This window comes from Streptomyces cyaneofuscatus, from assembly GCF_033109485.1.
Lineage (GTDB): Bacteria > Actinomycetota > Actinomycetes > Streptomycetales > Streptomycetaceae > Streptomyces > Streptomyces cyaneofuscatus.
Window position 1 is genome coordinate 7,527,225 of record NZ_CP137002.1, and the last position, 25,375, is coordinate 7,552,599.

The window sequence follows — 25,375 nt, forward strand, 5'->3', positions numbered from 1 at the left end:
TCCACAAAGGTGTGCCGACGAACCTTTGATCGAAGCATCGCAGCAGTTCCATCGACGACGTCGACAGACATCTGGAGCGCCTCATGGCTCAGGGAACCGAAACACCCGCCGGACCATCCGATTCCACGAGCCCGGGGGCGACCGGCTCGGCCGCGTACCTGCGCCGCCGGACCCTGAGGCGCGGCAGCGCGGGCTGGCTGCTGCTGACCGGACTCGGCGTCGCCTACGTCGTCTCCGGCGACTTCTCGGGCTGGAACATCGGCCTCTCCAAGGGCGGCTTCGGCGGACTCGCCGTGGCCATGGTCCTGATGGGCGTCATGTACGCCTGTCTGGTCTTCGCACTGGCCGAACTCTCCGCCATCCTGCCGACCGCGGGCGGCGGTTACGGCTTCGCCCGGCGCGCGCTCGGCACCTGGGGCGGCTTTCTCACCGGCACGGCCATCCTCATCGAGTACATCCTCGCCCCCGCCGCCATCTCCCTCTTCATCGGCGACTACGTCGAATCGCTCGGCCTGTTCGGGCTGACCTCCGGCTGGCCGGTCTACCTCGCCTGCTTCGCGATCTTCATCGGCATCCACCTCTGGGGCGTCGGCGAGGCCCTCCGCTTCAGCCTGGTCGTGACGGCGATCGCGGTCGCCGCCCTGCTGATCTTCGCCGTCGGCGCGTTCACCGAGTTCGACGCGGGCCGCCTCAACGACATCCCGGCCGACCCCAGCGCCTTCGGCTCCAACTCCTGGCTGCCGTACGGGCTCCTCGGCATCTGGGCGGCGTTCCCGTTCGGCATGTGGTTCTTCCTCGGGGTGGAGGGCGTACCGCTCGCCGCCGAGGAGGCCAAGGACCCGGTCCGCTCGATGCCGAAGGCGCTGGCCATCTCGCTCGCCGTGCTGGTCTTCCTGGCGCTCATCACCTTCGTCTCCGCCACCGGGGCCCAGGGCGCCAACGCCATCAAGGAGGCCGGGAACCCGCTCGTGGTCGCCCTCCAGGGCACCGGCGAGCCGACCGCCCTGAGCCGCTTCGTCAACTACGCGGGCCTCGCGGGCTTGGTGGCCTCCTTCTTCTCGCTCATCTTCGCCGGCTCCCGCCAGCTGTTCGCCCTCTCCCGGGCGGGCTATCTGCCGCGCTTCCTCTCCCTCACCAACCGCCGCAAGTCCCCCTACCTCGGCCTGCTGATCCCCGGCGTCATCGGCTTCACCCTGGCCGCCTGGAGCGGCAACGGCGGCCGGATGCTCAACGTCGCCGTCTTCGGGGCCACCATCAGCTACGCCCTGATGGCCCTGTCCCACATCGTGCTGCGCCGCCGCGAGCCGGACCTGCCCCGGCCCTACCGCACCCCCGGCGGCGCGGGCACCTCGGGTGTCGCTTTCGTTCTGGCATGCTCGGCGCTGGTGGCGACCTTCCTGGTGGACCGGGACGCGGCGTTCATCGCGCTCGGTGTGTACGCGGTGGCGCTCGCCTATTTCGCCTTCTACAGCCGCCACCGGCTGGTCGCGGCGGCCCCGGAGGAGGAGTTCGCCGCACTGGCCGCGGCGGAGGCGGAGCTCAAGCGCGACTGACCGGCGTACACGTCCCCGTCCCGCGACTCGTCAACGAGACAACCGAAGGAGCCGTTCCATGTCCCGGCCCGTCATCGGCATCAGCACCTACCAGGACCCGGCCCGTTGGGGTGTCTGGGAGATGCCCGCGGTGCTCCTGCCCGCCGCCTACCCCCGCCTGGTCCGGGCGGCGGGCGGACTGGCGGTGCTGCTGCCGCCGGACGAGGCCGCGGACGCGGCCCGGGAGACCGTGGCCGCCCTGGACGGGGTGGTGATCGCCGGGGGAGCGGACGTCGAGCCGTCCCGCTACGGCGCCGCTCCCGACCCCCGTACGGGGCCTCCGGCCCGCGAGCGGGACGCCTGGGAACTCGCCCTGATCGAGGCGGCGATCGAGCTGCGCGTCCCCCTGCTGGGCATCTGCCGGGGCATGCAGCTGCTGAACGTCGCCCTCGGCGGCACCCTGCACCAGCACCTGGACGGCCACACCGGCGGCCACGCCGTCTTCGGCGGCCACCCGGTGGACCCCGTGCCCGGTACGGCGTACGCGGCGGCCGTCCCCGAGCAGACCACGGTGCCCGCCTACCACCACCAGGCCGTCGACCGCCTGGGCACCGGCCTGATCGCCTCCGCCCACGCCCCCGACGGAACGGTGGAGGCGCTGGAACTCCCCGACCACGAGAGCCTGGTGCTCGGGGTCCAGTGGCACCCGGAGATGGGCGACGACCCCCGCGTCATGGCCGCCCTGGTCGACGCGGCCCGCCACCGCTCGCGCGTATCAGCGCCGGGTGTCGGGCAGCTGGGGTGATCCGGTGCCGGGACTCCCGTGACCGGGTCCGGAGAAACCCGGGCCGGTGAAGTCGGGGCGGGTGAAGTCAGGGCCGGCGAAGTCGGGCCTGGTGGTGTAGTCAGGCCGGGTGTAGTCAGGGCCCGCGAAGGCCGGCGGGGTGAAGCGCGGGCCGCCGGGTGCCGCCGCCGCCCGTCCCGCCTCGGCGAGTTCGCCGAGCAGGAACGGGCGGATCGCCTTGTCCCGCAGGGCGGTGCGCCAGGTCTCCCGGGCGCGGTCCAGATCGGCCGAACGGTCCACCCCCTGGGGTGAGCCGGGCGCCGGTCGGCGGGCGGCGGTGCGGTAGACGGCGACGAGGCTGATCAGGGAGGTGGCGGCCGCGATGGCCACACTGATCCAGCCGACCCGGACGAGGGTGTCGGCCAGGGCCGCCATGCTGTCGGTCAGGCGGAGCCCGTACCCCAGCAGGAGGAAGGTCGCCCCCGCGACGGCGGCCAGGATCGGGGTCAGCACCCCGAGGACCGCCAGGGCACCTGCGCCCGGCCGCTCCTGGTGCCCCGGCCCCGACAGGGGAGCAGCGGGGCCGCCGTCGCCGCGCCGGCCGTGCGCCGCGCGCCGCAGGGCTGCGTACGCCCGGTACTCCGCAGCGGCGGCCGGAGCCGTACGCCCCACCGCGGCCAGGGCCCGGATCCGCAACCGGCCGCCGCTGACGCCGGATTCCTCCAGCAGCCGCTGGAACTCCGCCGAGGCGAGCACCTCGTCGACCACCTCCGCGTAGACGGATCTGTCCTCGTCCCCCAGCGGGGAAGGCCTGCCCATACTGTCCCTCTGTCGATATGTCGCTGTTTCGCTGCGGAGGCCGCAGGTAGCCGTGGGCTTCCTGCGGCCCCGGATCCGTCGTGGCTACAGGTGCTGGGCGACGGCGGGCATGAGGTCCTGGAACGTACGCCCGTCGGCCGCGGCGCCGATCGCGGTCATCTGCCACCCCGAACCGGCCCGCTGGACCTTGGCCATGATCTGCGCGGTGTGCCGCCCGCCGCCGGTCAGCGTGTACCGCGCGAGCTCCTGGCCGGTGCTCTCGTCGACCAGACGGCAGAAGGCGGCCTCGACCTCCTCGAAGGTCTGGCCGGTGAACGAGTTGACCGTGAAGATGATCTGGTCGACGTGGACGGGCACCCGCCGCAGGTCGACGACGATCGACTCGTCGTCGCCGCCCTCACCCGCACCGCCGACCCGGTTGTCACCGGTGTGCTGGACCGAACCGTCGTCGCTGGTGAGGTGCTGGAAGAAGACCACGTCCTGCGGGTCCTTGCCCGCGAAGAGCACGGCCGAGGCGTCCAGGTCGATGTCACGGGCGGTCAGCCGGGCCAGGAAACCCTTGCGGGGCGCGGACTTCCAGCCCAGCCCCATCCGTACGACGCCGAGTTCGCCGCCGCCGGACTTGGTGAGGCTGACCTGCTGGCCCTTGGAGAGGTTGATCGTCATGGCTTCCGCCTTCGCTGTTGCGGTGAGGTGAGGTCGGGTGAGATGAGTGTGTCCGGGCGGCGGGGCGGGGTCAGAGACCCACGCCGAAGTCGGCGACGATGCCGCTCAGCCCCGATGCGTAACCCTGCCCGACCGCACGGAACTTCCACTCGGCGCCGTGCCGGTACAGCTCGCCGAAGACCATCGCCGTCTCGGTGGAGGCGTCCTCGCTGAGGTCGTAACGGGCGATCTCCGCGCCGCCCGCCTGGTTGACCACACGGATGTAGGCGTTGCGGACCTGGCCGAAGCTCTGACCGCGCCCCTCCGCCTCGTGGATCGAGACGGGGAACACGATCTTGGCGACGGTGCCGGGCACGGCGGAGAGGTCGACCTTGACGATCTCGTCGTCCCCCTCGCCCTCACCGGTCAGGTTGTCGCCGGTGTGCTCGACCGAACCGTCCGGGCTCTTGAGGTTGTTGTAGAAGACGAAGTGGTCGTTGGAGAGGACCTTGCCCGACTCGTCGCAGAGCAGTGCGCTCGCGTCGAGGTCGTAGTCGGCGCCGGTGGTCGTACGGACGTCCCAGCCGAGGCCGACGAGGATCGCGGTCAGCCCCGGAGCCTCCTTGGTCAGCGAGACATTTCCGCCCTTGGCCAGACTCACGCCCATGGTGTTCTCCCTCTGTGTGGTGACGGTGCGGACACTCTGCGGCACCGCTGTAAATCTACAACACTGTAGATTTTATAGGTCGGGTGGGAAGCGGCCGGAGGTGTCGTCGGAGGGCCGGTGGCTGGATACGATTCCCCGGTCGCCCGGCAGATGAACGGCAGGGACCGGGCGGCTGAGCGAAGCAGGACGAGAGGGGGGCCGGACGGTGGACAACGAAGGAGCCGGTGGCGAGCGGGAAGCGCCCGCCCGCAGGCGGGGCCAGGGCGAGCTGGAGGCCCAGGTGCTGTCCGTGCTGGGCGAGGCGACCGAACCGGTGACCGCCGCGTGGGTGCTGGAACGGCTCGGCAGCGGCCTGTCGTACAGCACCGTCATCACGATCCTCACCCGCCTGCACGCCAAGCAGGCCGTCACCCGGACCGGGCGGGGGCGCCCGGTCCTGTGGCAGCCCGTGGCGAACGAAGCCGGCCTCGCCGCGCTGCGGATGCGCAGCCTTCTCGACAAGCAGAGGGACCGTGACGCGGTGCTCGCCGGCTTCGTCTCCGTCCTGTCGGCGGACGACGAGGAGCTGCTGCGCTCGCTGCTCGCGGAGAGCGAGCCCGGGGGCGGCGGCGCGCCGGAAAGCGGCCCCGGCCCTGGACCCGATGGGCCTGGTGGACCTGGCGCAGCGCCCACGGACCGGCCGGAGGGCTGACGATGGGCGTCTTCGTGTATCTGCCCCTGGTCCTGCCCCTCACCGCGCTGCCGATCGCGCGGCTGGCCGAGCAGCACCTGCATCCACGGAGAGCCGCACGCCTGCTGACCACCGTCGCCGTGATCCTCGCCTCCTGCAGCCTGGTCTGTCTCGGTCTGCTGGTGGTGGTCGGCACCGCGCAGCTGCCCGGCAACCCGCTGCCCGACGGCTGGTCCGACGAGGAGGTACGGGAGGCCGTCCCGCACGACGCCTTCGCCGGCAAGGCGTCCATCCTGGCGCTCGTCGCGGTCACGATGGCCTGCGGGTTCACCGTCCACCGCCACTACCGCTTCCGTGCCCGCGCCCACCGCACCCTCGCCGGTCTGCCGGGCGGCGGCGACCTCGCCGTACTCCCCGACGAGGTGCCGTACGCCTACGCGCTGCCTGGTTCGCCGGGCCGGGTGATGGTCTCCACCGCCATGCTCGCCGCCCTGGACCCGGCGGAGCGCCGGGCGCTGCTCGCCCACGAACGGGCCCATCTGGACGGCCGCCATCACCGGCTGCTGCTCGCGACCCGGCTGGCCGGGTGCGTCAACCCGCTGCTGCGGCCCCTCCAGGCGGCCCTCGTCTACTCCACCGAGCGCTGGGCGGACGAGGAGGCGGCCCGGGTCACGGGCGACCGCCGGCTGACGGCCCGTGCGGTCGGCAAGGCGGCGCTGATCTCCGCTCCGGGCCCCCGGGCCGCCGCCGTGGCGGGCTTCGCCGCCGCGGGGCCGGTGCCGCGCCGGGTGGCCGCGCTGCTGGGCCCGGTGCCACCGGACCGGGGCTGGCCGCCGGCGCTCACCCCGGCCGGCGCCGCCGCGTTCGTCGCCGCCGCCGGGACGACCGTCTCCGCGCTCTCCGCGCTCAACGCGGCCGTCGCGCTCTTCCTCGTACTGGAGGCGGCGACGACGCCGCTGTAGACCTGGGCGGAGGGGAGCCTCAGGGAGTGGTGTCCCGCTCGGTCGTCTCCCCGCGGATCACGCGGGGAGCGGGCTGGGACGGGCCGCCGCCCTCACTCTCGCTCTTGCCCTCGTCCTTGAGCGCCTGCTTCTCGCTCTTGAGGATGCGCGCGGCCTTCCCTGCTGACCGCACGAGATCGGGGAGCCGTTTCACGGCCAGCACCGCCACGATGACCAGGAGAAGGATGGTGAGCTCGCCGATCCCGAACATGGCTGCTGCTTTCTCTGGGGCGGACGTGACGAGAAGTCATCCGGACCCCTGACGGGCGGCCGGCAGAGTGCAATCTACAGGGCTGTAGAGCACTCGTTCCCCGGGTTCCCGAATCAGCCGGCTTCTCCGGGTTCCCGAATCAGCCGGCCCCGGGCAACACCCGCACGGTGGCGTCCGGGAGGCGGTTCCACCAGTGGCCGTAGCGCCGGTAGACCTCCGGTTCACGGCCGGCGAGGAACCCCACCAGCGACCGGGCCTCGGTCGCGAGCCCCTCCCAGACCTCCTCGGCCAGGGGGTGGAACGCGGTTGCCTCGATGCCCCCGGCGACCGGGCGCCAGACCCCGGCCACGTACCCGTCGACCAGCAGCGTCGGCAGCACATCGCCGTTCGCGCGGATCACGGTCCTGCGGTACGCCTCCGGGAGGACCCGGCCGCGGTTCGCGTACGCCAGCAGGACGCTGTCCCACATCGCCATCAGCCGGGGCGGCGCCGGCTCGGCCCCGTCCGGCCGCAGCGCCCCCGGCAGGTCGAACAACTCCACGCCCTCCGGCCCCTCCAGCCGCTCCAGCCCCTCGGCGAGGTCCACCAGCGCCGCCCGCGCCCGGGCCCGCGTGACCATGGCGAACTGCGCCACGTCCGCGACCGAGGCGGGCCCGAACCCCGAGAGGTAGCGCAGGACCAGCGTGCGCAGGGACGCGGCCGACGCCTCCGGATCGGTCCGTACGGGACCGGTGCGGGGCGCGATGTAGGAGGGGCGGTGGCCGAACGACCAGGGCGGGGCGGTGGGTGCGTGGAGCAGCGGCGTGTACTGCCGCAGCCCCCACCACGCCCCGTCCTGCGGCGGCGCCCCCAGCTGCTCGCCCAGCCAGGCCTCGCACTCGGCGGTGGTCCGGGGCCGGTCCGCGAACTCCAGCAGCCGGGGGACCAGCGCGTCGGCGTCCGCCGCCGTCAGCCCGGACGCGGTGAAGCGGCTCCCCAGCCGGGAGGTGCGCACCACCGGGTGCACGGCCTCCCGGAAGGCAGGGTGGTCGTCGGCGTGCACGGCGTGGAGAGTGAGCCGCATCAGGGTCGCCTTGACCACGCGGTGGTCCGTGAACGCGGTGTCGAGTCCTGCCGGGTCGAAGGCGGTGAGCCGGTTCCACAGCGCGACGTACGGCGAGGCCGGCTGCTGGGCCTGGAGCGCGACCACACGACGTACGCCCTCGGCGGCGTCCAGCGGCTCGCGCCGCAGCAGCAACTGCCGGGCCAGCGTGGCGCGGTTGAGTCCCCGCGCGGTGATCCTGGCGCGCGTCATCGGTGCGTTCCTCTCCTGAGCCGCCCGGGGGCGCGTCCCGGCCGGGGCGCCGGGACGATGCGGAATGCCGTGTTGAGGACATGGTCGATCACATCGCGCGAGGGCTTGTCCGTGAGGTCGGTGAGCAGCCGGGCCAGGGTGTTCAGGAGGAACGGCGAGTTCATGACGTACCGGTTGAGCACGGGCTGGAATCCCGAGCGGCTGAAGACCACGTCGGCGGCCGCGTTGCCCAGGCGGTAGTGACGGCCCCAGCGGCGGTTCATCTCCACCGGGTAGCCGCGCAGCACCTGTTCGCGGCGAGCGCCCTCGGGGTGGGCCAGGGCGAGTGCGGCCGTCTCCGCGGCGACCTCGCCCGCCTCCAGGGCCTGGCCGATGCCCTCGCCGTTCCACGGGCTGACCATGCCGCCGGAGTCGCCGACCAGCAGAAGCCCCCGGGCGTACAGCGGATGGCGGTTGAAGCCGAGGGGCAGTGCGGCGCTGCGGACCGGGCCCTCGGCGTTCTCCTCGCGCAGCCCCCACTCCTCCGGCGTCCGGGCCAGCCACTGGTCCAGGGTGGCCCGCAGGTCCGCCTTGCCGTGCCGGCGGTGGGGGAGCGCCCCGAGCCCTACGTTGACCCGGCCGTCGCCCATCGGGAAGATCCAGCCGTACCCGGGGAGGTACGGTCCCCCGTCGGGGAAGCGGAGGTCGGCCCAGAGCTCCAGGTACTCCTCCCGCGAGCGCTCCGGGCTGCGGTAGTAGCGGCGGGCCGCCGTGGCGATCTGCCGACCGGGGTCCCGCTCCAGACCGAGCGCCAGGGCGAGCCGGGCCGAGGCCCCGTCGGCGGCGACGACGACCGGCGCGCGGAAATCCACCGGCCCCGGGGCGTCGGGCGCGTCCGAGGTCGCGCTGACCCCAGAGACCCGGCCCGCCCGGTCCGTCAGCGGCCCCTCCGCCTTCCAGCCGCTGTACAGCCGCGCCCCGGCCGCCACCGCGTGGTGCGCCAGGATGTCGTCGAAGTCGTGGCGGCTGCGGGAGAGCCCGAAGTCCGGGTAGCGGCCCAGCGCGGGCCAGTCGATGTGCACCCGGTGCTTCCCGGCCACCCAGCGCATCCCACGCGAACGCGTCCACCCCGGCGCGGAGATGTCGACGCCCATCCGGATCAGCTGGTGCACCGCGCGCGGGGTGAGGCCGTCGCCGCACACCTTCTCCCGGGGGAAGCGGGCCTTCTCCAGCAGGATCACGTCCACACCCGCCCGGGCCAGGTGGTACGCGGCCGACGAGCCGGCCGGTCCCGCCCCCACCACGATCACCTGGGCGTCCTCGCCCGCGCGCCCGTCCGCCGCCGTCGGATCCGCTGACATCTCCCGCATCACAACCCTTCTTCCCTTCTCGCCTGTTCACGGACGGCCGGTGCTCCGCCGTGGATGGTGGCCCCGGTGGACGAACATCATCGGCCAGGAGGAGCCGCGGCGGAACCAGGCCTCGGACCTGCCCGGGCTGCCTGACCTGCCCGGGCCGCCCGACCTGCCCTGTGTCTACGATCCCCGGGTGACCACACCTCCGCAGGAGCTCATCGAGGCCGCCCTCGCCCGCGCCGACGTCGGACTCCTCGCCCGGCACCTCGACGCCCGGACCTGCGCCCCGGAGCTGCTCGGCCGGCTGGTCCGCCACCCCGACCCCCGCGTACGCCATCTCGGCCTCGCCCTCCTCACCGAGCGCACGAGCGCCCCGGCCGACGCCGGTTCCGACTCCGGCGCCTGTTCCCGCTTTGGCTTCGGTTCTGGTCAACAGGAGCTGCTCGTCGGCCTGTTGCCCGACTCCTCGGGGGCGACGCCTGAGGAGTCCCTCGCTCTGGCGGAGCTCCACGGGCGGCTGCGGCCCGAGCCGGACCGGCCCCGCCGGGCGCTGCCCGACTGGCGTGCGGCCGGGTGGCCCGCTCGCGTAAAAATCGACTGGCTGCGGGCCGAACTGCTCGCCGATCCCGCCGTCGTCGCCACAGAACCGGCCGGAGAGCTCCTCTACCAGGCCGTCCGTGCCACCGCGGTCCTGGACGCGCACCACCCCGAGCGGCTCGTCGCCGGGCTCGCCGCCACCGGGGACCCCGTCCTCCAGGACGAGGCGCTGCGCCTGGCCCGTGCCGGACTGCACGCCGGCCTCCTCGCCCCGGCTGTCGTGCGCGGGCTGCTGGTCCGGCTGCTCGGCGCCCCCGACGCCGGGGTGGTGGGGGCCGCGCTGCGCGAGCTGGCCGAGCCCTGGGCGGTGGTGGTTCCGCTGGACGCGTCGGTGATGGGTGAGCACCTCTCCGGTGGAGAGTACGGTGACGCGCCGTCCGAGTTCGCCGCCTCCCTCTCCGGAGCCGCCCTCACCACCGCAGCCCGGCACGGCCACCGCGACCTGCTCCTGCGCACCGCCGAGGACGAGGCGGCCGACCCCGACCTGCGGCGGCGGGCCGTGGAACTCCTCGGCGGTCTCGCGGAACGTACCGACATCGGCCGCCTCCTGGCCCTGGCCGCCCGCGACCCGCTGCTGTTCGCCGGGCCCGTCCTCACCTGCCTGGGCGGTCTGCACCGGCGCGGCCACTTCCCGTCGGCGCCGGACGTCGTACCGGTCCTCGGCCTCGCCTTGGCCGACCACACACAGCCCGCAGAGAACGTCGCCACCATCCTCCACACCTGCCGCCGCCCGTTCTTCGACGCCCTCCTCGACGCACCGCTCACCGCTCCCGACTGGCCGCGCCGCCTGGACCTCCTGGTCGCGCTGGCCGGTCAGGGCGCGGCCGACATCCCGGTCGGCGAGGCCGTGGCCCGGCTCCTGCCGGCCGCTCCCACCCCGGGCCCGTTCCTCGACGCGATCCGGGTCCTGCGCCCCGTGGACGCCGAGGAAGCGGTGCTGGCCCTGCTGCCCACGGCCCCCGTCGAGGCACTGGCCGCGCTGGAGGCGATCGGCGGCGAGCGTACGGAGGCGGCGCTCGCCCTGGGGCTCGGCACGGGCGTGGGGGAGTACGGGAGCGACGTGACCCGGTACGCCCCCTGGGCGGCGGAGGGTGGGCCGGGAGCCGCGCCGACCTCCGCGATGGCTGTACCCGGCGCGGGCATCGCGCCCGCCCTGCGTGCCGCACGCGGCCGGGCGCTGGAACTCCTGTGGCACCTCACCACCCACCCCGACCTGCGCCGGCGCCTCCTCGCCCGGCTCGACCCCACCGACCTGCCGCCCCGCATCGCGGCCGACCTCGGCGCCCCCGACGAACAGGAGCTCGCCGTCCTGCGCTCCCGCCCGGACGAGGCCGACCCCGTGGCCGCGCTCCGCCGGATCACCGAACACGCGGGCGCGGGCGCGTCGCCCCTCGTCGCCGACCTCCTCCTGCGCGTCGTGCGCGACCTCGCCGCGGACCGGGAACCCGCTCCCGCCCCGGACCGGCGCCACAGGTCACGCGAGGACGGACCGCGCCCCGACGGGGAGCCGGAGCTTCCCGACGCCGTACTGGACGCGGTCCAGGACCTCGGACGCCGCCTGTACGCGCGCCGGCGGATCCGGCCCGTCTGCCTGCTGGACGCCCCGGACGCCCCCGGCGCGGGCCACGCGCTCCTCGCCACGACGCTGCTCGACCTGCTGGACCGGCCAGGAACGACCGGCGCCGAACAGTCCGTGCTGCTCAAGGCGTTGCTCCGGATCCCCGCCACCGCGCACACCCGGCCCCGCGTGCACCGCCTGCTGCGCAGCCGCGACCCGCAGGTACGCAAGCACGTCATCGCCCTGCTGGCCCACGACACCTCGGGGACCGACGCACGGGCCCTGTCGGCGACGCTGCTCCCGCTCACCGCGTCGCCGGACATCCGGACCGTACGGCAGGCGCTCCTGGCGCTCGGGGCGGCACGGGCCGACTGGGCGGCCGGGCCGGTCGCCGCCTGCCTCGCCCACCCGAACATGAACATCCGGAAGACCGCCGCCGAGGCCCTGGCCCACGCGGGCGGACCGGAGGCCGTGCCGCACCTCCTGCGGCGGCTCGGCCGCGACGACAACCCGGGCCTGCGGGACGCGCTGACGCGGGCGCTGCGGGCCGTGCTCGGGGAGGCGTACGCGGCCACCCTCCTCGCGGCCGCCGAGGAGAGCCGGGACGAGCGGGCCCGCCGGCTGCTGCTGGCGGGCCTCGACGGCATACCGTCGGCGCGTTCGGTGCTCGCCCTGCACACCCAGGGATCACCGGTCGCGCCCGCTCTGCTGACGCTCGTCGCCGACGGCCGTGTCCGCCTCTCCTCGGGCTCCGTCCAGGACCTGGCGGAACCGCTGGCCGGGCTGGGACTCCCGGTTCTGCCGCACACCCCGGCCGGGCGGCCGGACGCGGCCGACCGGGAGGTGGAGGCGCTGGAGCGCGGCGGCTGGGATCCGTCGCTCGCCCTGCGCATCGCACGCCGCCCCGAGCCGCCGGACCCCGCCCTGGCCCGCGAACTCACCTCGCTCCGCATCCAGTTGGACCGCTGGCTCGCCCTCGCCGACAGCTCCGGACCGGCAGCGCTCCGGGCCCGCCTGCTGTGGTGCGCGCTGCGGCTGTGCCCGGCGCCGTGGTCGGCGGACGAGGTGGCGGTGTTCGGCCGGTACACGGGGGCGGTGACCGACGCGTTCGAGGAGGCCGCGAGCGGGGGAGGGCCGGCGGAGCTCGCGGGGGAGCTGCTGGACGTCCTGGACGCGGTGGTCCCGGCGCTGTCCGCCGTGCGGCGCTTCACCGTCGTGGAGCAACTGCGCGCGCTCCGGCGGGTGTTCCCTGCCTCCCCGGCCCTGACGCTCTCCCTGCTCCGGCGCTGCGGGGCCGTGCTGGTCCTCACCGACGTCGACCGGGCGCTCGCCGCCGCCCACCTGGGCCCCGACCCCTGGCGGACCGCACCGGACGTCCTGCGCGAGGCCTTCGGTGTACGGGACGGGGAGACGCTCGACGTATCCGCCGACGTGCGTGACGTGTTGAGGGAGGCGGTACGGACTCCCGCCGCGCTGGCGGAGTTCCGGCGCGGCGGCATCGACGGGGCCTTCAAGAATGCCCCCGGCGCTCCCCGCTCCCGGCAGCTGCTGCACGCGGTCATCGACGCCTACCCGGCAGCCGGACCCGACGTACGCGCTCCGCTCCTCGACTGGATGACCGCGCTCCAGCCGCTCGGCGCACCGCCGTGGACCGTCGCCGAGACCCGGTCGGCCTCAACTCCCCGCACACAGGACCGGGTTCGGCCCGCCCATCCGGACGGGCCGCACTCCGCCGCTTGGCAGGCCCGGCTCCTGGCCCTGCTGGAGGCCGACGACCCGGACGACCGGAACGCCGCCGCCCGGGCGCTCGGCGGACGGCCCGAGCCGGAGGTGGCGCTCGCCGTCGTCCGGGCGTACCTGCGCGGCCGCGTCGACCAGCTGCCCGACGCCGGGGTCGACCGCCTCGCCCGTACGCCGGCGGGCCTCGGAGCGGCGGAGCTGGACGCCCAAGGGGTGCTGCCGGAAAGGGCGTTGCGCTGTGCGGAGCGCCTGCGCCCCTGGGACCTGCCGCCCCTCGTCCCGATGCTGCTCGACCGCTGGCAGCACGGCCCGCCCGCCGTGCACGCGGCCGCCCGTACGGTGCTGGACCGGGTCCCCGCCGACGTACTGGCGCACCTGCTGGGCCCGCGCGTCGAGGCGGGCGCCCACGGTCTGCTGGAGCTGCTGACGGGCCGCCCCCTGCTCCGTACGCCCGAACTGGACCGCGTACGGCGCCGGTTGCGCGACGAGGGCCGCGACGCCCTGGCCGACCGCCTCGTCCTCGTGGCAGGCCCCCTGCGCGGCCCGGACGCCGAGGCCGAGGACGCCGCCGCGCTGGACGCCCTGCGCGCCCCCGCCCCGGGCGTTCCGGCGGCACGGGCCCACCTCCCGGCCCTGCCGGAGCTGCTGGACCTGGCCCGCAAGGGGACGCCGGAACAGACCCGCCGCGCCCTCGGCCGCCTCGTCGAGGAGCACACGCCGACACCCGGCGGCGAGCCGGACCCGGCCCTCCACGCCGTGATCGAGGAGCTGCTGCGCCATCCGCGAGCCGGGGTGCGCCTGCACGCCCACCGGGCCTCGCGCGCCCTCTTCGACCGGGCCGGCCACGCCCGGTCCACGGTGATCCTGCTCTCCGACCCGCTGCCGGACGTGGTGCGGATGGCGGTGCGGACCCTCGGCCGGGCCTCGTGGGAGCCCGCCCTGCCGGAGCTCGTCCGCCTCCTCCAGCACCCGAAGCCCGTCGTCCGCCGCGCCGCGCGGGAGGCGGTCACCGGCTTCGGCCCGGCGGCCGCCCCGGCACTGCGCCGGGCGGCGGCCCACGCGCGCCCCGACCGGCGGTCGCTCTACACGGACCTCCTCGCCCAGGTGGCGGAGACCGGCAGGAGCACCTAGGGCCTGTCGTCAAACTGCCGCCTGCCGGGCGACGCCTGGCACGCCCGCTCGCGGCGTTGCCGCAATGCCCTGGTAGCTCCGCTACAAGACCATTCCGGCGCCTTGCGATCGCACGCACCAGACGCCGCCCGGCCGCCCTCCGGGCGACGACGGCAGTTTGACGACAGGCCCTAGGGGGTGGTTCAGTCCCCGTCCTCCCGGGCCGCCGCCACCGCGACCTGGTGCAGTGTCCGTCCGGTACGGGCGGAGCGGGCGTGGTACGGGTCCGGCGAGCCGGGCCGGTCGCGCACGGCGAGGCGGTCGTTGGCCTTGATCAGCAGCCACGCCTCCTGGCCGCCGCTCTCCGGCTCGTCGCCCACCCGGAAGCGGGTGAGCGCGAACTCGCCGTGCAGCTTGGACCCGTGGAGCCAGAACGTGGCATGGCCGAGAGCGAGCGACTCCGCGAAGGGCACCGCGTCGCCCTCCCCGTCGTGGCCGAGCGGCTCGTACGTGCCCTGGTCCCAGACGATCACCGTGCCGCTGCCGGACTCGCCCTGCGGGATGACCCCCTCGAACTCGCGGTACTCCAGCGGGTGGTCCTCCGTCTCGACGGCCAGGCGCCGGTCGCTCGGGTTCTCAGAGGGGCCGCGGGGGACCGCCCAGGACTTGAGTACGCCGTCGACCTCCAGGCGGAAGTCGAAGTGCATGCGCCGCGCGTCATGGATCTGCACGACGAAATGAGGCCGCGGTACGCCGTCGAAACGGGGCCGCGGTACGCCGTCGTTCCGCATGCCGTGCTCCCTCCGCCCGCACCGCCCGGTCCCGCCGCGCTGTCCGGTGCAGCTCGGCCGCGCCGCCGGGTCGGTCACTCCTACTCTGCCGCTGCTTGGAGGGAACCGCACGGCGGGCCTCGCCGCGTTCAGTCGCATATGCCTGCGGCATGGTCCGTTCGCTCTCCGGTCTGGACCAGGTTATTGACGGCTCCTGCGGCACTCCCTTAAATCAAGAATTGAAATATGCACCCGAGGTGATCGCCCCCACCGTTCACCTCTCGGTGTCAATCTGTCATGCACATGTCCCCCCACGAAGCGAAGTGATGACCGTGCACCTCCCGCACAACGCCGTACCCACCCGCTCCCGGCGCCGCCGCACCGCGCTCTACGCGGCCTCCCTGCTCTGCTGCTCCGCCCTCCTCGCCACCCTGCCCGGCGGAGCCTCCGCGGCCCCCGGATCCGCCCCCGCCCCCGGCCCGGCGGCCGTCTCCTTCGAGGACAACTTCGACGGCCCGGCCGGCGCGGCGGTCGACGGCTCCAAGTGGCAGCTGGAGACCGGCGACAACGTCAACAACCACGAGCGGCAGTTCTACACCGGGGGCAACGGCAACGCCGCCCTCGACGGCCAGGGCAACCTGGTGATCACCGCCCGCAAGGAGAACCCCGGCAACTACCAGTGCTGGTACGGAACCTGCGAGTACACCTCGGCCCGGCTCAACACGGCCGGCAAGTTCGCCGCCGCCTACGGACACGTCGAGGCCCGCGTCAAGGTCCCGCGCGGCCAGGGCATGTGGCCCGCGTTCTGGATGCTGGGCGACGACTTCGGCAACGTCGGCTGGCCGCAGAGCGGCGAGATCGACGTGATGGAGAACGTCGGCTTCGAACCGGGCACCGTCCACGGCACCCTGCACGGCCCCGGCTACTCCGGCGCCGACGGCATCGGCGCCGGCTACACGCTGCCGAACGGGGCCGCGTTCGCCGACGACTTCCACACCTTCGCCGTCGACTGGGCGCCGGACTCCATCACCTGGTCCGTCGACGGCAACGTCTTCCAGCGGCGCACCCCCGCCGACCTGGGCGGCAAGGAGTGGGTGTTCAACAAGCCCTTCTTCCTCATCCTCAATCTCGCGGTCGGCGGCTACTGGCCCGGCGACCCCGACGGCTCCACACCCTTCCCGTCGCAGCTCGTCGTCGACTACGTCCGCGTGACCACCAACGACTGACCGCCGGACGACTGTTGGCGGTCTTCACGGACGAGGGACGCGATCCGCCGGCCGCGGTGAACGCTGCGCTGAACCAGGTGAATCAGCAGCCCCGGTGCCTGTGCGCGGGGTCCTCCACGCACAGGCGCCGGCCCCCACCCCGCTCGACCCCGACCGGACGGAGACCCCATGACCGACACCCCGCCCCCGAGACCCGGAATCCTCGGGCGGCTCCACAGGCTCCACAGGCTCCGTCGGCTCGCCCTGCCGGGCCTGTCGCTCATCGCCATGGCCGCGTTCCTGAGCCCGGGCGCACCCGCGAACGCCGTCGAGATCGCCGCGGTCGGGCAGATCACCGGCGTCGGCGGCAAGTGCGTCGACGTGGCGGGCGCCTCCTCGGCCAACGGCACCGCCGTGCAGCTCTACGACTGCAACGGGACGGGCGCCCAGCAGTGGGACGTACGCTCCGACGGCACCGTCCGCGCCCTCGGCAAGTGCCTGGACGCCAAGGACGGGGCCACCGCCAACGGCACGGTCGCCCAGCTCTGGGACTGCAACGGCACCGCCGCCCAGCGATGGGGCATCTCCGCCGCCCGCGACATCGTCTCCGTCCCGGCCGACAAGTGCCTCGACGCCACCGGCAACAGCTCCGCCAACGGCACCCGCCTCCAGCTGTGGACCTGCACCGGCGCCGCCAACCAGAAGTGGACCGCCCCCGCGGGCGGCTCCGACCCCGACCCGGGCGGCCCCTCGATGGCCGTCGCGCCCTACCTCTACAACGGCTGGGGCAGCCCGCCCTCCCCGACGACCGTCATGAACGCGACCGGCGTCAAGTGGTTCACCCTCGCCTTCGTCCTCAGCAACGGCTACTGCAACCCCCAGTGGGACGGCGGCCGCCCGCTCACCGGCGGCGTCGACCAGCAGACGATCAACACCGTACGGGCCGCCGGCGGTGACGTGATCCCGTCGTTCGGCGGCTGGAGCGGCAACAAGCTGGAGAGCTCCTGCGGCAGCGCCGGCGAACTCGCCGCCGCCTACCAGAAGGTGATCAACGCGTACGGGCTCAAGGCCATCGACATCGACATCGAGGCGGCCGCGTACGACTCCCCGACCGTCCAGCAGCGCACGGTCGACGCCCTGCGGACCATCCGCGCCGACAACCCGGGCATCAAGCTCTACATCACCTTCGGTACCGGCCAGAACGGCCCCGACACCAGCCTCATCAACCGCGCCGCCCGGGCCGGACTCACCATCGACAGCTGGACGATCATGCCGTTCAACTTCGGCGGCAACGGCCAGAACATGGGCATGCTCAGCGTCCGCGCCGCCGAAGGCCTCAAGACGGCCGTCAGAGACGCCTACGGCTACAGCGACGACCAGGCCTACCGGCACACCGGCATCTCCTCGATGAACGGCACCACCGACGTCGGCGAGACCATCACCGTCACCGACTTCCGCACGATCCTCGCCTACGCCCAGCAGCGGCACCTGGCCCGGCTGACTTTCTGGTCCGTCAACCGCGACCGTCCCTGCACCGGGGGCGGCGCCGACACCTGCTCCGGTGTCGGCCAGCAGCCGTGGGACTTCACCAGAGTCCTCGCGCAGTACCGGGGCTGACCCCGGCCCGCCCGTCGGAGGGCGGCCCAGAACGGTGGACGGCGGCAGAGGTGCTCCTGCCGCCGCCCACCCACCCTGTCCGATCCTTTCGACGGGAGAAGCGGAATAGCATGATCCTCATGGAACAGCGCACACTCGGCAGGACCGGCCGTGACGTCTCGGTCGTCGGACAGGGCACCTGGCAGCTCGGCGGTGACTGGGGAGAGGTTGAGGAGAGCGACGCCTTCGACGTCCTCGACGCGGCCGTCGACTCCGGCGTCACCTTCTTCGACACCGCGGACGTGTACGGCGACGGCCGCAGCGAACAGCTCATCGGCCGCTACCTCAAGAACCGCCCCGACGCGGACATCTTCGTCGCCACCAAGATGGGCCGCCGCGCGGACCAGCTGCCGGAGAACTACACCCTGGACAACTTCCGTACCTGGAACGACCGTTCCCGCGTCAACCTCGGCACCGACACCCTCGACCTCGTACAACTGCACTGCCCGCCCACCAGCGTCTACTCCTCCGACGCCGTCTACGACGCCCTGGACACCCTGGTCGACGAGCAGCGGATCGCGGCCTATGCGGTGAGCGTCGAGACCTGTGCCGAGGCGCTGACCGCCATCGCCCGCCCGGGCGTCGCGAGCGTGCAGATCATCCTCAACCCGTTCCGCCTCAAGCCCCTGGACGAGGTCCTTCCGGCGGCGGCAGCGGCGGGCGTCGGCATCATCGCGCGCGTCCCGCTCGCCTCCGGGCTGCTCGCCGGCAAGTACACCAAGGACACGGTCTTCGGCCCCGACGACCACCGTACGTACAACCGGCACGGCGAGGCGTTCGACCAGGGCGAGACGTTCTCCGGCATCGACTACACGACCGGGATCGAGGCCGCCGCCGAGTTCGCCGAACTGGCCCCCGAGGGCGCCACCCCCGCGCAGACCGCGCTGCGCTGGATCATCCAGCAGCCGGGCGTGACCAGCGTGATCCCCGGCGCACGCTCGGTGGAACAGGCCCGCGCCAACGCGGCCGCCGCCGCCCTGCCGCCGCTGCCCCAGTCCACGCTGGACGCCGTACGGGAGCTGTACGACCGCTCCATCCGCGCGGAGGTCCACGGCCGCTGGTGACCGGTGGTCAGGCGAGCGGGACTCAGTCGTCCTGCTCGTCGTCCTCTTCCTGATTCTGCTGCTGCCCCTGCCCCTGCTGCTGCCCCTGTTCCCCCGGCTGCCCTCCGCCGTCCTGGACCTCCTGCGAGGCCGGGCCGGAGGAGGGGCCGGGGGCCGGGGTGTCGGCCGAGCTGGAGTCCGGCGAGAACAGGATCATCCCCAGATAGACGGCTGCCAGGAACGTCGCCGTCCCCGCGATGGCGCTCGCCACCCTCGGACGCCGGCGGATCGCCTCCCGCGTACTGCGGCGGCGGGCCGGGACCGCCCGGGACGTGGTGGAGCGTCTTCGCCCCGTGGGCTGCGGCAGCCGGTACGTCGCAGGGCCCGCGGGAGCGGCCGGGGCCGACGGCGAAGGGGCGGGGGAGGGGGCGGCCCGGCGCGACGCGGGCTTCGGCATAGGGAGCGGCTCCGGACGGCCGCGCCAGGCGTCGGTGCGGAACCAGTCGGAGACCTGCTGCGCCGTGGGCCGCTCCTCGGGCTTCTTGGCCAGCAGGCCCAGGAGGTACGAGTCGAACGCGGCCGAGATGTCCACACCGCGCTGCCGCAGCGGGACCGGCGGGGTGTCGACATGCTGGTACAGCGTGGCGGTCGCGGTGTCGGACTTGAACGGCGGCTGTCCGAGCAGCAGTTGGTAGACGACGCAGCCCAGTGAGTACATGTCGGACGCGGAGTCCGCCGTACGCCCCAGAGCCCGCTCGGGCGCCAGATACAGGCTGGTGCCCACGATGTGACCGGCCGTCGTCAGCGCCGTCGAGGGGTCGTCGACGAACTGGGCGATGCCGAAGTCGCCGATCTTCACCGAACCGTCCGCGTCCAGCATGAGGTTGCCCGGCTTGATGTCCCGGTGGACGATGCCCTGGCGGTGCGCGGCGGCGAGACCGGCCGCCGCCTCCCCGGCGATCCGCGCGACCTGCTCGGGACGGACGCGCTCCTGGGCGGCGAGCAGATCACCGAGGCTCTGCCCCTCGACCAGCTCCATCACCAGGAAGAAGCGGTCCTCCCAGGCCCCGAAGTCGAAGACGGCCACCAGGTGCGGGTGGCTCAGCCGGGCGGCGGTCTGGGCCTCCAGCCGGAACCGGGCGGTCGACGAGGCGTCCGCCTGGTCCCCCAGCAGCAGCTTCACGGCCACGGCACGGCCCAGCACCTCGTCCGCGGCGCGCCACACCTCGCCCATACCGCCACGGCCGATGGGGGATATCAACCGGTACCGACCAGCTACCAGCACCTGTTCACCTAACTCGAATCGTGGCCCGCTCCGACTGCCGGTCCACCGCGCGGCGGCCTGCCCCCTGAGGGACCCTGCACGGCGGAGTGAACGACATGATCAGGATATCGGTCCGCGGAGCCGCCGATGTCCCGACGGCCCTCCGCCGAGGCGCGGCTGACGGCCCGGCACCTTCAGGAACGGCCGCCCGGCCGGGCCTCGCCCCGCAGCCAGCCGTACGCGGCCGCCGCCGTAAAAGCCGACTGCCCGCCCGCGAACAGCAGATCGGCGGCCTTGAACGCCGGGTCGGAGGCGGTCGCGGGCACATAGGGGACGGCGATGCACCGCATCCCCGCCGCGTGCGCGGCCGCGGCCCCCGGCGGCGCGTCCTCCAGCACCACACAGTCGGCCGGCTCCGCCCCCATCCGCCGGGCCGTCTCCAGGAAGACGTCGGGCTCCGGCTTCCCGTGCGCGACCTCCTCGGCGGAGACGTACAGCGGGATGTACGCCTCCAGCCCCGTGACCGCGAGCACCGCCCCGATCGCGGCCCGGGAGGAGCCGGAGGCCACCGCCATCGGCACCCCGGCGGCGTGCAGGAGCTCCACGAAGGCCCGCATCTGCCCGAACACCTCGGTGGAGGCCCCCGCCAGCTCCAGGTAGAGCGCGTTCTTCCCGGCGAGCAGCTCGTCGACCGGGGCGTCGATCCCGTACTCGCCCCTCAGGGCGGTCAGGGTCTCCCGGGTGCCGATCCCGATGAAGCGGGTGTGGTCCTCCCAGCTGAAGTCGCTCACCCCGTACCGGGCGAGGAGCCGGCGCCCCGCCTCGTAGTAGTTCGGTTCGCTGTCCACCAGCGTGCCGTCGAGGTCGAAGATCACATGGAGGCCGGGTCGCGGAATCATGGCCTCCAGCATGCCGCAACGGACCCGGCCTCCAGCGTGCCGCAACGGCCCCGCTCCGGGCCCGGGCGCCCCGGCCGCCTCAGCCGGTCTGGCCGGCCGCCGCCCGCCCCACGGACTCGACCAGCGGCAGCACCCGGTGCGCCACCCGCTCGCGCAGCGCCACGTCCGTCCGGGTCCTGACCACGCCCGGCAGCTGGATCAGCCGCTGGATCACGTCCTCCAGGTGCCCGTTGTCCCGGGCCACGACCCGGGTCAGCAGATCCCCGCCCCCCGTGGTCGAGAACGCCTCGATGATCTCGGGAACGGCCGCCAGCGCGTCACCGACCTCGACCAGATGCCCCTGGGTGACCTCCAGGTGGACGAAGGCGAGGACGGGGTGGCCGAGGGCGGCGGGGGAGAGGGCCGGCCCGGTACCGGTGATGACCCCGTCCCGCTCCAGCCGGTCCAGCCGGGCCTGGAGGGTGCCGCGGGCCACCCCGAGGATGCGCGCGTACTCCCGCACGCTGGTGCGCGGCTGCTCGATCAGCAGGCGCAGGATCCGGGTGTCGAGAGCGTCCACGGCCATGGTCCGCCGACCTCCTTCTGGTGCGGTGGTCCGTTGGCCTCCTCCTGGCCCACGGATCCGGTCCGTAACTATGCCATTGGTCCAGGAGATTCGCCGTCGTTTGATCCATAGGCCCCCAGGATGCTCTGATGGTGCTGTCGATGGCGCCGCGGACTTCCGTGGCGCCTTTTTCATGCCGAGCGCGCGGGGCCCACGGGAGACGCGGAAGGGGAGCAGTGTGCTGAAGAGGGTGTTCGTGGCACCGGACCCGGGGAGGGTGCGGCTGCGGTTCGCGAGCCGGGCCGTCATCGGGATCGGGCTCGCGGTCGCGCTGTGCGGGCTCGTCGGGCACTCGCTCGTCGCCGCTATCACCGGCGGTCTCGCGGCGCTGCTGGCCCTCTTCACGGTCATGGACGCCACGGTGCGGCAGCAGGCCGTCACGACCGCGCTGCTTCCCGTCGCCGGGCTCCCGGTCCTCGCCGTCGCCGCCGTGCTGCACGACCAGCCCGTCGCCCGCGACCTCACCTTCCTCGCTGTCATGGGCGCGGGCGTCTACGCCCGGCGCTGGGGGCCGCGCGGGCACTCGCTGGGCGTCTTCGCCTTCATGACCTTCTTCGCCGCCCAGTTCCTGCACACGGAGGTGAGCCAGCTGCCCGAGCTGTACGCCGCCGTCCTGCTGTCCCTCGCCGTCTCCTCCACCGTCCGCTTCGGCTTCTGGTGCTACGAGCGACGACTGCCCGCCGTGGCCGTGCCCGTCCCTCCGGAGGGGCACGGACTGGCCCGCATCACCACCCGGCAGGCGGTCCAGGCCACCCTGGGCGGCGCCTTCGCGCTGGGCCTCGGGCAGGTCCTCTCCGACCAGCGCTGGTACTGGGCGGTCGGCGCCACCTGGTGGGTATTCGTCAACACCACCTCGCGCGGCGAGACCCTCGTACGCGGCTTCCGCCGGGTCCTGGGAACCGTGATCGGTATCGCCGCCGGCTTCTTCGTCGCCATCCCGCTGGAGGGCGCCGGGGCGCCGACCGCCGCCATCGTCGCGGTCTGCGTCTTCGGGATCTTCTACACCGCGGCGGTCTCGTACAGCTGGATGATGTTCTTCGTCACCGTCATGGTCGGCGTGCTCTACGGGGTCCTGGGCGTCCTGGACGCCTTTCTGCTCTGGCTGCGGGTCGCGGAGACGGCCGTCGGCGCGCTCGGCGCGGTGCTCGCCGTGCTGGTGGTCCTGCCCGTCACGACCCACGCCATCACCGACGCGTGGATCCGCAAGGCCCTGCGGTGCGTCCACGCCTGCGCCGCCGAGGCCGCCGAGCGCCTCGCCGGCTCCCCGAGCGCCGACCCCGGCCCCCGGGTCGCCGAGCTGGAGGTGCTGCTCGGCCGGGTCCGGCTCTCGCTCGCCCCGCTGGTGCACCCCCTGAGCCCGCTGAAGGCCCGCAAGGTGCGGGCGCGCCAGGTGCTGGCCCTGCTGGACGACTGCGTACGGGAGGTGCGCGGCCTGGCCTCCATCGCCGCGGACCCGGCCGCCTCGCACGACGCCCGGCTCTCGGCCGCCTGCTCCCGGGTGGAGGAGGCGGTGGAGGAGCTGCTGCGCCAGGAGAGCCGGGAGGAGCGGGGAGCCGTGCGCGCGGGCGTGCAGTCCGGCGCCGCTGTGGATCACCCCGCCCTGGCCCATCTGCACGGCCTGGAGCGGGCACTGGCCGACCTCGCCACGCCCCTGCACAGCCCGCCCCGGGCCCCGGTCGCCGCCTGAGCCCACCCCTTTCCCGCCGTCCTGCGGATTGGTCCAGACCTGATGTGGTGTGCCTGCTACCGTCGGCCGGAAGATCACGGCGACGGTGAAGTGGGGTAGTGCGATGGGCGGCAGCAGCACCGGACGGGCATTCATGGGGTCGTTCACCTCGGCGGGCGGCCTCGGCGTCACCGTCGCGGAGGTGGACCGGAACACCGGGGCGCTGACCCTGCTCGGGTCCTCGGACGCCCTGCCCGACCCCTCGTTCCTCGCACTCGGACCGGGCGGAGAGGCCCTGTACGCCGTCGGCGAGAGCGCACCGGGCTCGGCGGCCGCCTTCGACGTCAGCGGCGACGTACCGGCCCTCCTGGGCCCTGTACGGCCGGTCGACGCCGACGGCCCCACCCACCTCGCGCTCGCCGCGGGCCACCTGGTCACCGCCAACTACGGATCCGGCAGCGTCACCGCCCTGCCCGTGCTCGCCGACGGATCGCTCGGCGAGGTCTCCTCGGTCGTCCGGCACGAGGGCAGCGGCCCCGACAGCGAGCGCCAGGAGGGCCCGCACGCCCACCAGGTGCTGCCCGACCCCTCCGGCCGCTGGGTGGTCAGCGTGGACCTCGGTACCGACTCCGTACGGGTCAGCGCCCTGGACCCGGCCACCGGAGCCCTGGAGCCGCACGGCGAGACACCGCTGCGTCCGGGCACCGGACCGCGCCACCTGGCCTTCCACCCCTCGGGCCGCTACGTCTACGTCCTGAACGAGCTGGTGACGACCCTCACCGTCTGCCGCTGGGACGCCGAGGCGGGCCGTCCGGAGCCGCTGGGGGAGGTCCCGGTGCTGCCCGAGACCGAGCCCGCGGGCGACTCCGACGGCTCCGTACGCGCCTACCCGTCCGAGGTGGTCGTCGCGCACGACGGCCGCTTCCTGTGGACCGCCAACCGGGGCCACGACAGCATCTCGGTCCTGACGCTGGACGAGACCGGCGAGAAGGCCGCCCTGGTGGCCACCGTCGGCTGCGGCGGCCGCTGGCCCCGCGACCTCACCCTCGACCCCAGCGGCCAGTGGCTGTACGCGGCGAACGAGCGCTCCGGGAACGTCAGCTGGTTCGCCGTGGACGCGGAGACGGGCATCCCGCAGCACGCGGGCTCCGTCGAGGTCCCGGCGGTCTCCTGCGTCGTCCTCGGCTGACCCGGGGCCGTACAGGCAGCAGGAAAGCCGGAAAGACAGACGGCCGGAAAGCCGGAAAGCCGCGGCCCGGACCGGAGGACCCCTGAAGGTCCGACCGGTCCGGGCCGCGGCTCTCCGTGCGTCCGTGCCGCTTCCGTCGACCCGGGTCAGTGCGCCTGGGCGCCCTGCGGGGTCGCGGGCGTGATGCCCAGCGCCGTGGCGTACAGCGACAGCACGAGCTTGCCGATCGCCGGGTAGGCGCCCAGCGGCTCGGCGGTCGCGCAGCCGGCCTCCTTGGCGGCGGCGTCCAGCAGACCGGGGTCGACCTCCGGGCCCACCAGGTACGGCGCCAGCGCGAGCTGCGCCGAGCCGGAGCCCTGGAGCTGCTGCGCGATCGAGGCGACCGAACCCTCGACGTCCAGCGCGGCGGCCATCACCGGCACGGCGAGCCGGGCGGCCAGCAGCATGCCGGTGATCCCGGCGGCCTGCACGGCCTCCTCGCCGCCCACCGTGGCCAGCACGATGCCGTCGGCGGCGGTGGCGACGGTGAACAGCCTGGCGCGGTCGGCCCGCGCCAGCCCGGCCTCCGAGAGCCGGACGTGCAGGGCCTCGGCGAGCAGCGGGTGCGGACCGAGCACGTCGGTCAGCTCCACCTGCGTACCGCTGTCCATCACGGCCTGCCGTATCCGCCGGATCAGCGCGCTGTCGGGACCCGCGAGCAGCGGGACCACGACGGCGGACGGACCGGCGGGCTCGGTGGCCTCGCGGCCGACGGCGACGGCCTGCTCGTAGCGCTGGACGCGCTCGGCGGCGGAGTGGGCGAGAACGGTGGCCAGAGTCGGGTACTCGGCATCGTCACCGTCGAGATAGCCGATCCGGGCGTTGAGGCCGGGAAGCTCGGAACGGGCGATGCTGATCACCTCTTCGGCCAGACTGCGCGTGGCCGAGGAGGGGGTACCGGGAACGGCGAGAACGAGCGCGGCAGCGCCCTCAGGTGCGACCACGGGCTCCGGGCGGCGGTGCCGTCCGGACTGGCGAGGTCGCGGCATTCGTACAGGCAGGCCGGAAGCGGGCCCAGTGGGGGTGCTCATGGCGCCGCATGCTACTGGTTTTGGATGCTCCTCTGTTCGGGGAGGGT

Annotated in this window: 21 protein-coding genes; 10 read left to right on the plus strand and 11 right to left on the minus strand. The window is 73.9% G+C overall.

Annotated features, from left to right (window positions below; translation table 11 throughout):
* Positions 1–83 precede the first annotated feature (83 nt).
* Both eat and R2B67_RS33340 read left to right on the plus strand, forming a co-directional pair.
* A complete protein-coding gene (gene eat / locus R2B67_RS33335) occupies positions 84–1,553 on the plus strand; it encodes an ethanolamine permease (RefSeq protein WP_317823560.1) in 1,470 nt (489 codons plus the stop codon).
* Positions 1,554–1,611: 58 nt separating this feature from the next.
* The gene (locus R2B67_RS33340) at positions 1,612–2,337 is read left to right on the plus strand and encodes a gamma-glutamyl-gamma-aminobutyrate hydrolase family protein (protein ID WP_317823562.1); all 726 of its coding nucleotides are present in this window, start codon (positions 1,612–1,614) and stop codon (positions 2,335–2,337) included.
* Here the strand turns inward: R2B67_RS33340 and R2B67_RS33345 are convergent.
* From R2B67_RS33345 to R2B67_RS33355, 3 genes are all read right to left on the minus strand, one after another.
* Positions 2,308–3,135, minus strand: a complete 828-nt coding sequence (locus R2B67_RS33345) for a hypothetical protein (RefSeq protein WP_317823564.1) — start codon at positions 3,133–3,135, stop codon at positions 2,308–2,310. The two genes, R2B67_RS33340 and R2B67_RS33345, sit on opposite strands and share 30 nt — an antisense overlap.
* Before the next feature lie 84 nt (positions 3,136–3,219).
* On the minus strand, positions 3,220–3,801 hold the full coding sequence (locus R2B67_RS33350; protein WP_026242192.1) for a TerD family protein: 582 nt from the start codon (positions 3,799–3,801) through the stop codon (positions 3,220–3,222).
* Between the two features lie 70 nt (positions 3,802–3,871).
* Positions 3,872–4,447, minus strand: coding sequence for a TerD family protein (locus R2B67_RS33355; RefSeq protein ID WP_043186628.1), 576 nt, complete (start codon positions 4,445–4,447; stop codon positions 3,872–3,874).
* Positions 4,448–4,652: 205 nt separating this feature from the next.
* Between R2B67_RS33355 and R2B67_RS33360 the strand changes: the two genes are divergently transcribed.
* Complete coding sequence (locus R2B67_RS33360; protein WP_317823567.1) at positions 4,653–5,138, plus strand: BlaI/MecI/CopY family transcriptional regulator; 486 nt, start codon at positions 4,653–4,655, stop codon at positions 5,136–5,138.
* Positions 5,139–5,140: 2 nt separating this feature from the next.
* On the plus strand, positions 5,141–6,079 hold the full coding sequence (locus R2B67_RS33365) for a M56 family metallopeptidase (protein WP_109976730.1): 939 nt from the start codon (positions 5,141–5,143) through the stop codon (positions 6,077–6,079).
* Between the two features lie 19 nt (positions 6,080–6,098).
* Here R2B67_RS33365 and R2B67_RS33370 read toward each other — a convergent pair whose 3' ends face one another.
* The 3 genes from R2B67_RS33370 to R2B67_RS33380 all read right to left on the minus strand — a co-directional run bounded on the left by R2B67_RS33370 (position 6,099) and on the right by R2B67_RS33380 (position 8,972).
* Complete coding sequence (locus tag R2B67_RS33370) at positions 6,099–6,329, minus strand: twin-arginine translocase TatA/TatE family subunit (protein ID WP_317823569.1); 231 nt, start codon at positions 6,327–6,329, stop codon at positions 6,099–6,101.
* A 139-nt stretch (positions 6,330–6,468) separates the two neighbouring features.
* Positions 6,469–7,623 (minus strand): winged helix DNA-binding domain-containing protein, encoded by a 1,155-nt coding sequence (locus R2B67_RS33375; RefSeq protein WP_317823571.1) that lies wholly within the window; start codon positions 7,621–7,623, stop codon positions 6,469–6,471.
* A complete protein-coding gene (locus R2B67_RS33380) occupies positions 7,620–8,972 on the minus strand; it encodes a geranylgeranyl reductase family protein (protein WP_317823573.1) in 1,353 nt (450 codons plus the stop codon). Before R2B67_RS33380 ends, R2B67_RS33375 begins: the two co-directional genes overlap by 4 nt.
* A 178-nt stretch (positions 8,973–9,150) precedes the next feature.
* Here R2B67_RS33380 and R2B67_RS33385 point away from each other — a divergent pair, with 178 nt between their 5' ends.
* The gene (locus tag R2B67_RS33385) at positions 9,151–13,983 is read left to right on the plus strand and encodes a HEAT repeat domain-containing protein (RefSeq protein ID WP_317823574.1); all 4,833 of its coding nucleotides are present in this window, start codon (positions 9,151–9,153) and stop codon (positions 13,981–13,983) included.
* A 182-nt stretch (positions 13,984–14,165) separates the two neighbouring features.
* Here R2B67_RS33385 and R2B67_RS33390 read toward each other — a convergent pair whose 3' ends face one another.
* Entirely contained in the window at positions 14,166–14,753 is a 588-nt protein-coding gene (locus R2B67_RS33390) for a DNA polymerase ligase N-terminal domain-containing protein (protein WP_109976726.1), read from the minus strand.
* 305 nt (positions 14,754–15,058) lie between these two features.
* Between R2B67_RS33390 and R2B67_RS33395 the strand changes: the two genes are divergently transcribed.
* The 3 genes from R2B67_RS33395 to R2B67_RS33405 all read left to right on the plus strand — a co-directional run bounded on the left by R2B67_RS33395 (position 15,059) and on the right by R2B67_RS33405 (position 18,657).
* Positions 15,059–15,958 (plus strand): glycoside hydrolase family 16 protein, encoded by a 900-nt coding sequence (locus R2B67_RS33395; RefSeq protein WP_317823581.1) that lies wholly within the window; start codon positions 15,059–15,061, stop codon positions 15,956–15,958.
* Positions 15,959–16,126: 168 nt separating this feature from the next.
* Complete coding sequence (locus R2B67_RS33400) at positions 16,127–17,554, plus strand: ricin-type beta-trefoil lectin domain protein (RefSeq protein ID WP_317823585.1); 1,428 nt, start codon at positions 16,127–16,129, stop codon at positions 17,552–17,554.
* Positions 17,555–17,664: 110 nt separating this feature from the next.
* Positions 17,665–18,657 carry an aldo/keto reductase gene (locus R2B67_RS33405; protein ID WP_317823589.1) on the plus strand — a complete coding sequence of 331 codons (993 nt, stop codon included), beginning with the start codon at positions 17,665–17,667 and terminating at the stop codon, positions 18,655–18,657.
* A 22-nt stretch (positions 18,658–18,679) separates the two neighbouring features.
* Here R2B67_RS33405 and R2B67_RS33410 read toward each other — a convergent pair whose 3' ends face one another.
* From R2B67_RS33410 to R2B67_RS33420, 3 genes are all read right to left on the minus strand, one after another.
* Positions 18,680–19,870, minus strand: a complete 1,191-nt coding sequence (locus R2B67_RS33410; protein ID WP_317825011.1) for a serine/threonine-protein kinase — start codon at positions 19,868–19,870, stop codon at positions 18,680–18,682.
* Positions 19,871–20,094: 224 nt separating this feature from the next.
* A complete protein-coding gene (locus R2B67_RS33415) occupies positions 20,095–20,811 on the minus strand; it encodes an HAD family hydrolase (protein WP_317823591.1) in 717 nt (238 codons plus the stop codon).
* A gap of 67 nt (positions 20,812–20,878) precedes the next feature.
* Entirely contained in the window at positions 20,879–21,364 is a 486-nt protein-coding gene (locus R2B67_RS33420) for an Lrp/AsnC family transcriptional regulator (protein ID WP_018515885.1), read from the minus strand.
* 217 nt (positions 21,365–21,581) lie between these two features.
* On the opposite strand from R2B67_RS33420, the gene R2B67_RS33425 reads away from it, so the two are divergent.
* Positions 21,582–23,090, plus strand: a complete 1,509-nt coding sequence (locus R2B67_RS33425) for an FUSC family protein (protein ID WP_317823603.1) — start codon at positions 21,582–21,584, stop codon at positions 23,088–23,090.
* 103 nt (positions 23,091–23,193) lie between these two features.
* Entirely contained in the window at positions 23,194–24,258 is a 1,065-nt protein-coding gene (locus R2B67_RS33430) for a lactonase family protein (protein ID WP_317823609.1), read from the plus strand.
* Positions 24,259–24,404: 146 nt separating this feature from the next.
* Here R2B67_RS33430 and R2B67_RS33435 read toward each other — a convergent pair whose 3' ends face one another.
* A complete protein-coding gene (locus R2B67_RS33435; RefSeq protein WP_078616041.1) occupies positions 24,405–25,328 on the minus strand; it encodes a sirohydrochlorin chelatase in 924 nt (307 codons plus the stop codon).
* Positions 25,329–25,375 lie beyond the last annotated feature (47 nt).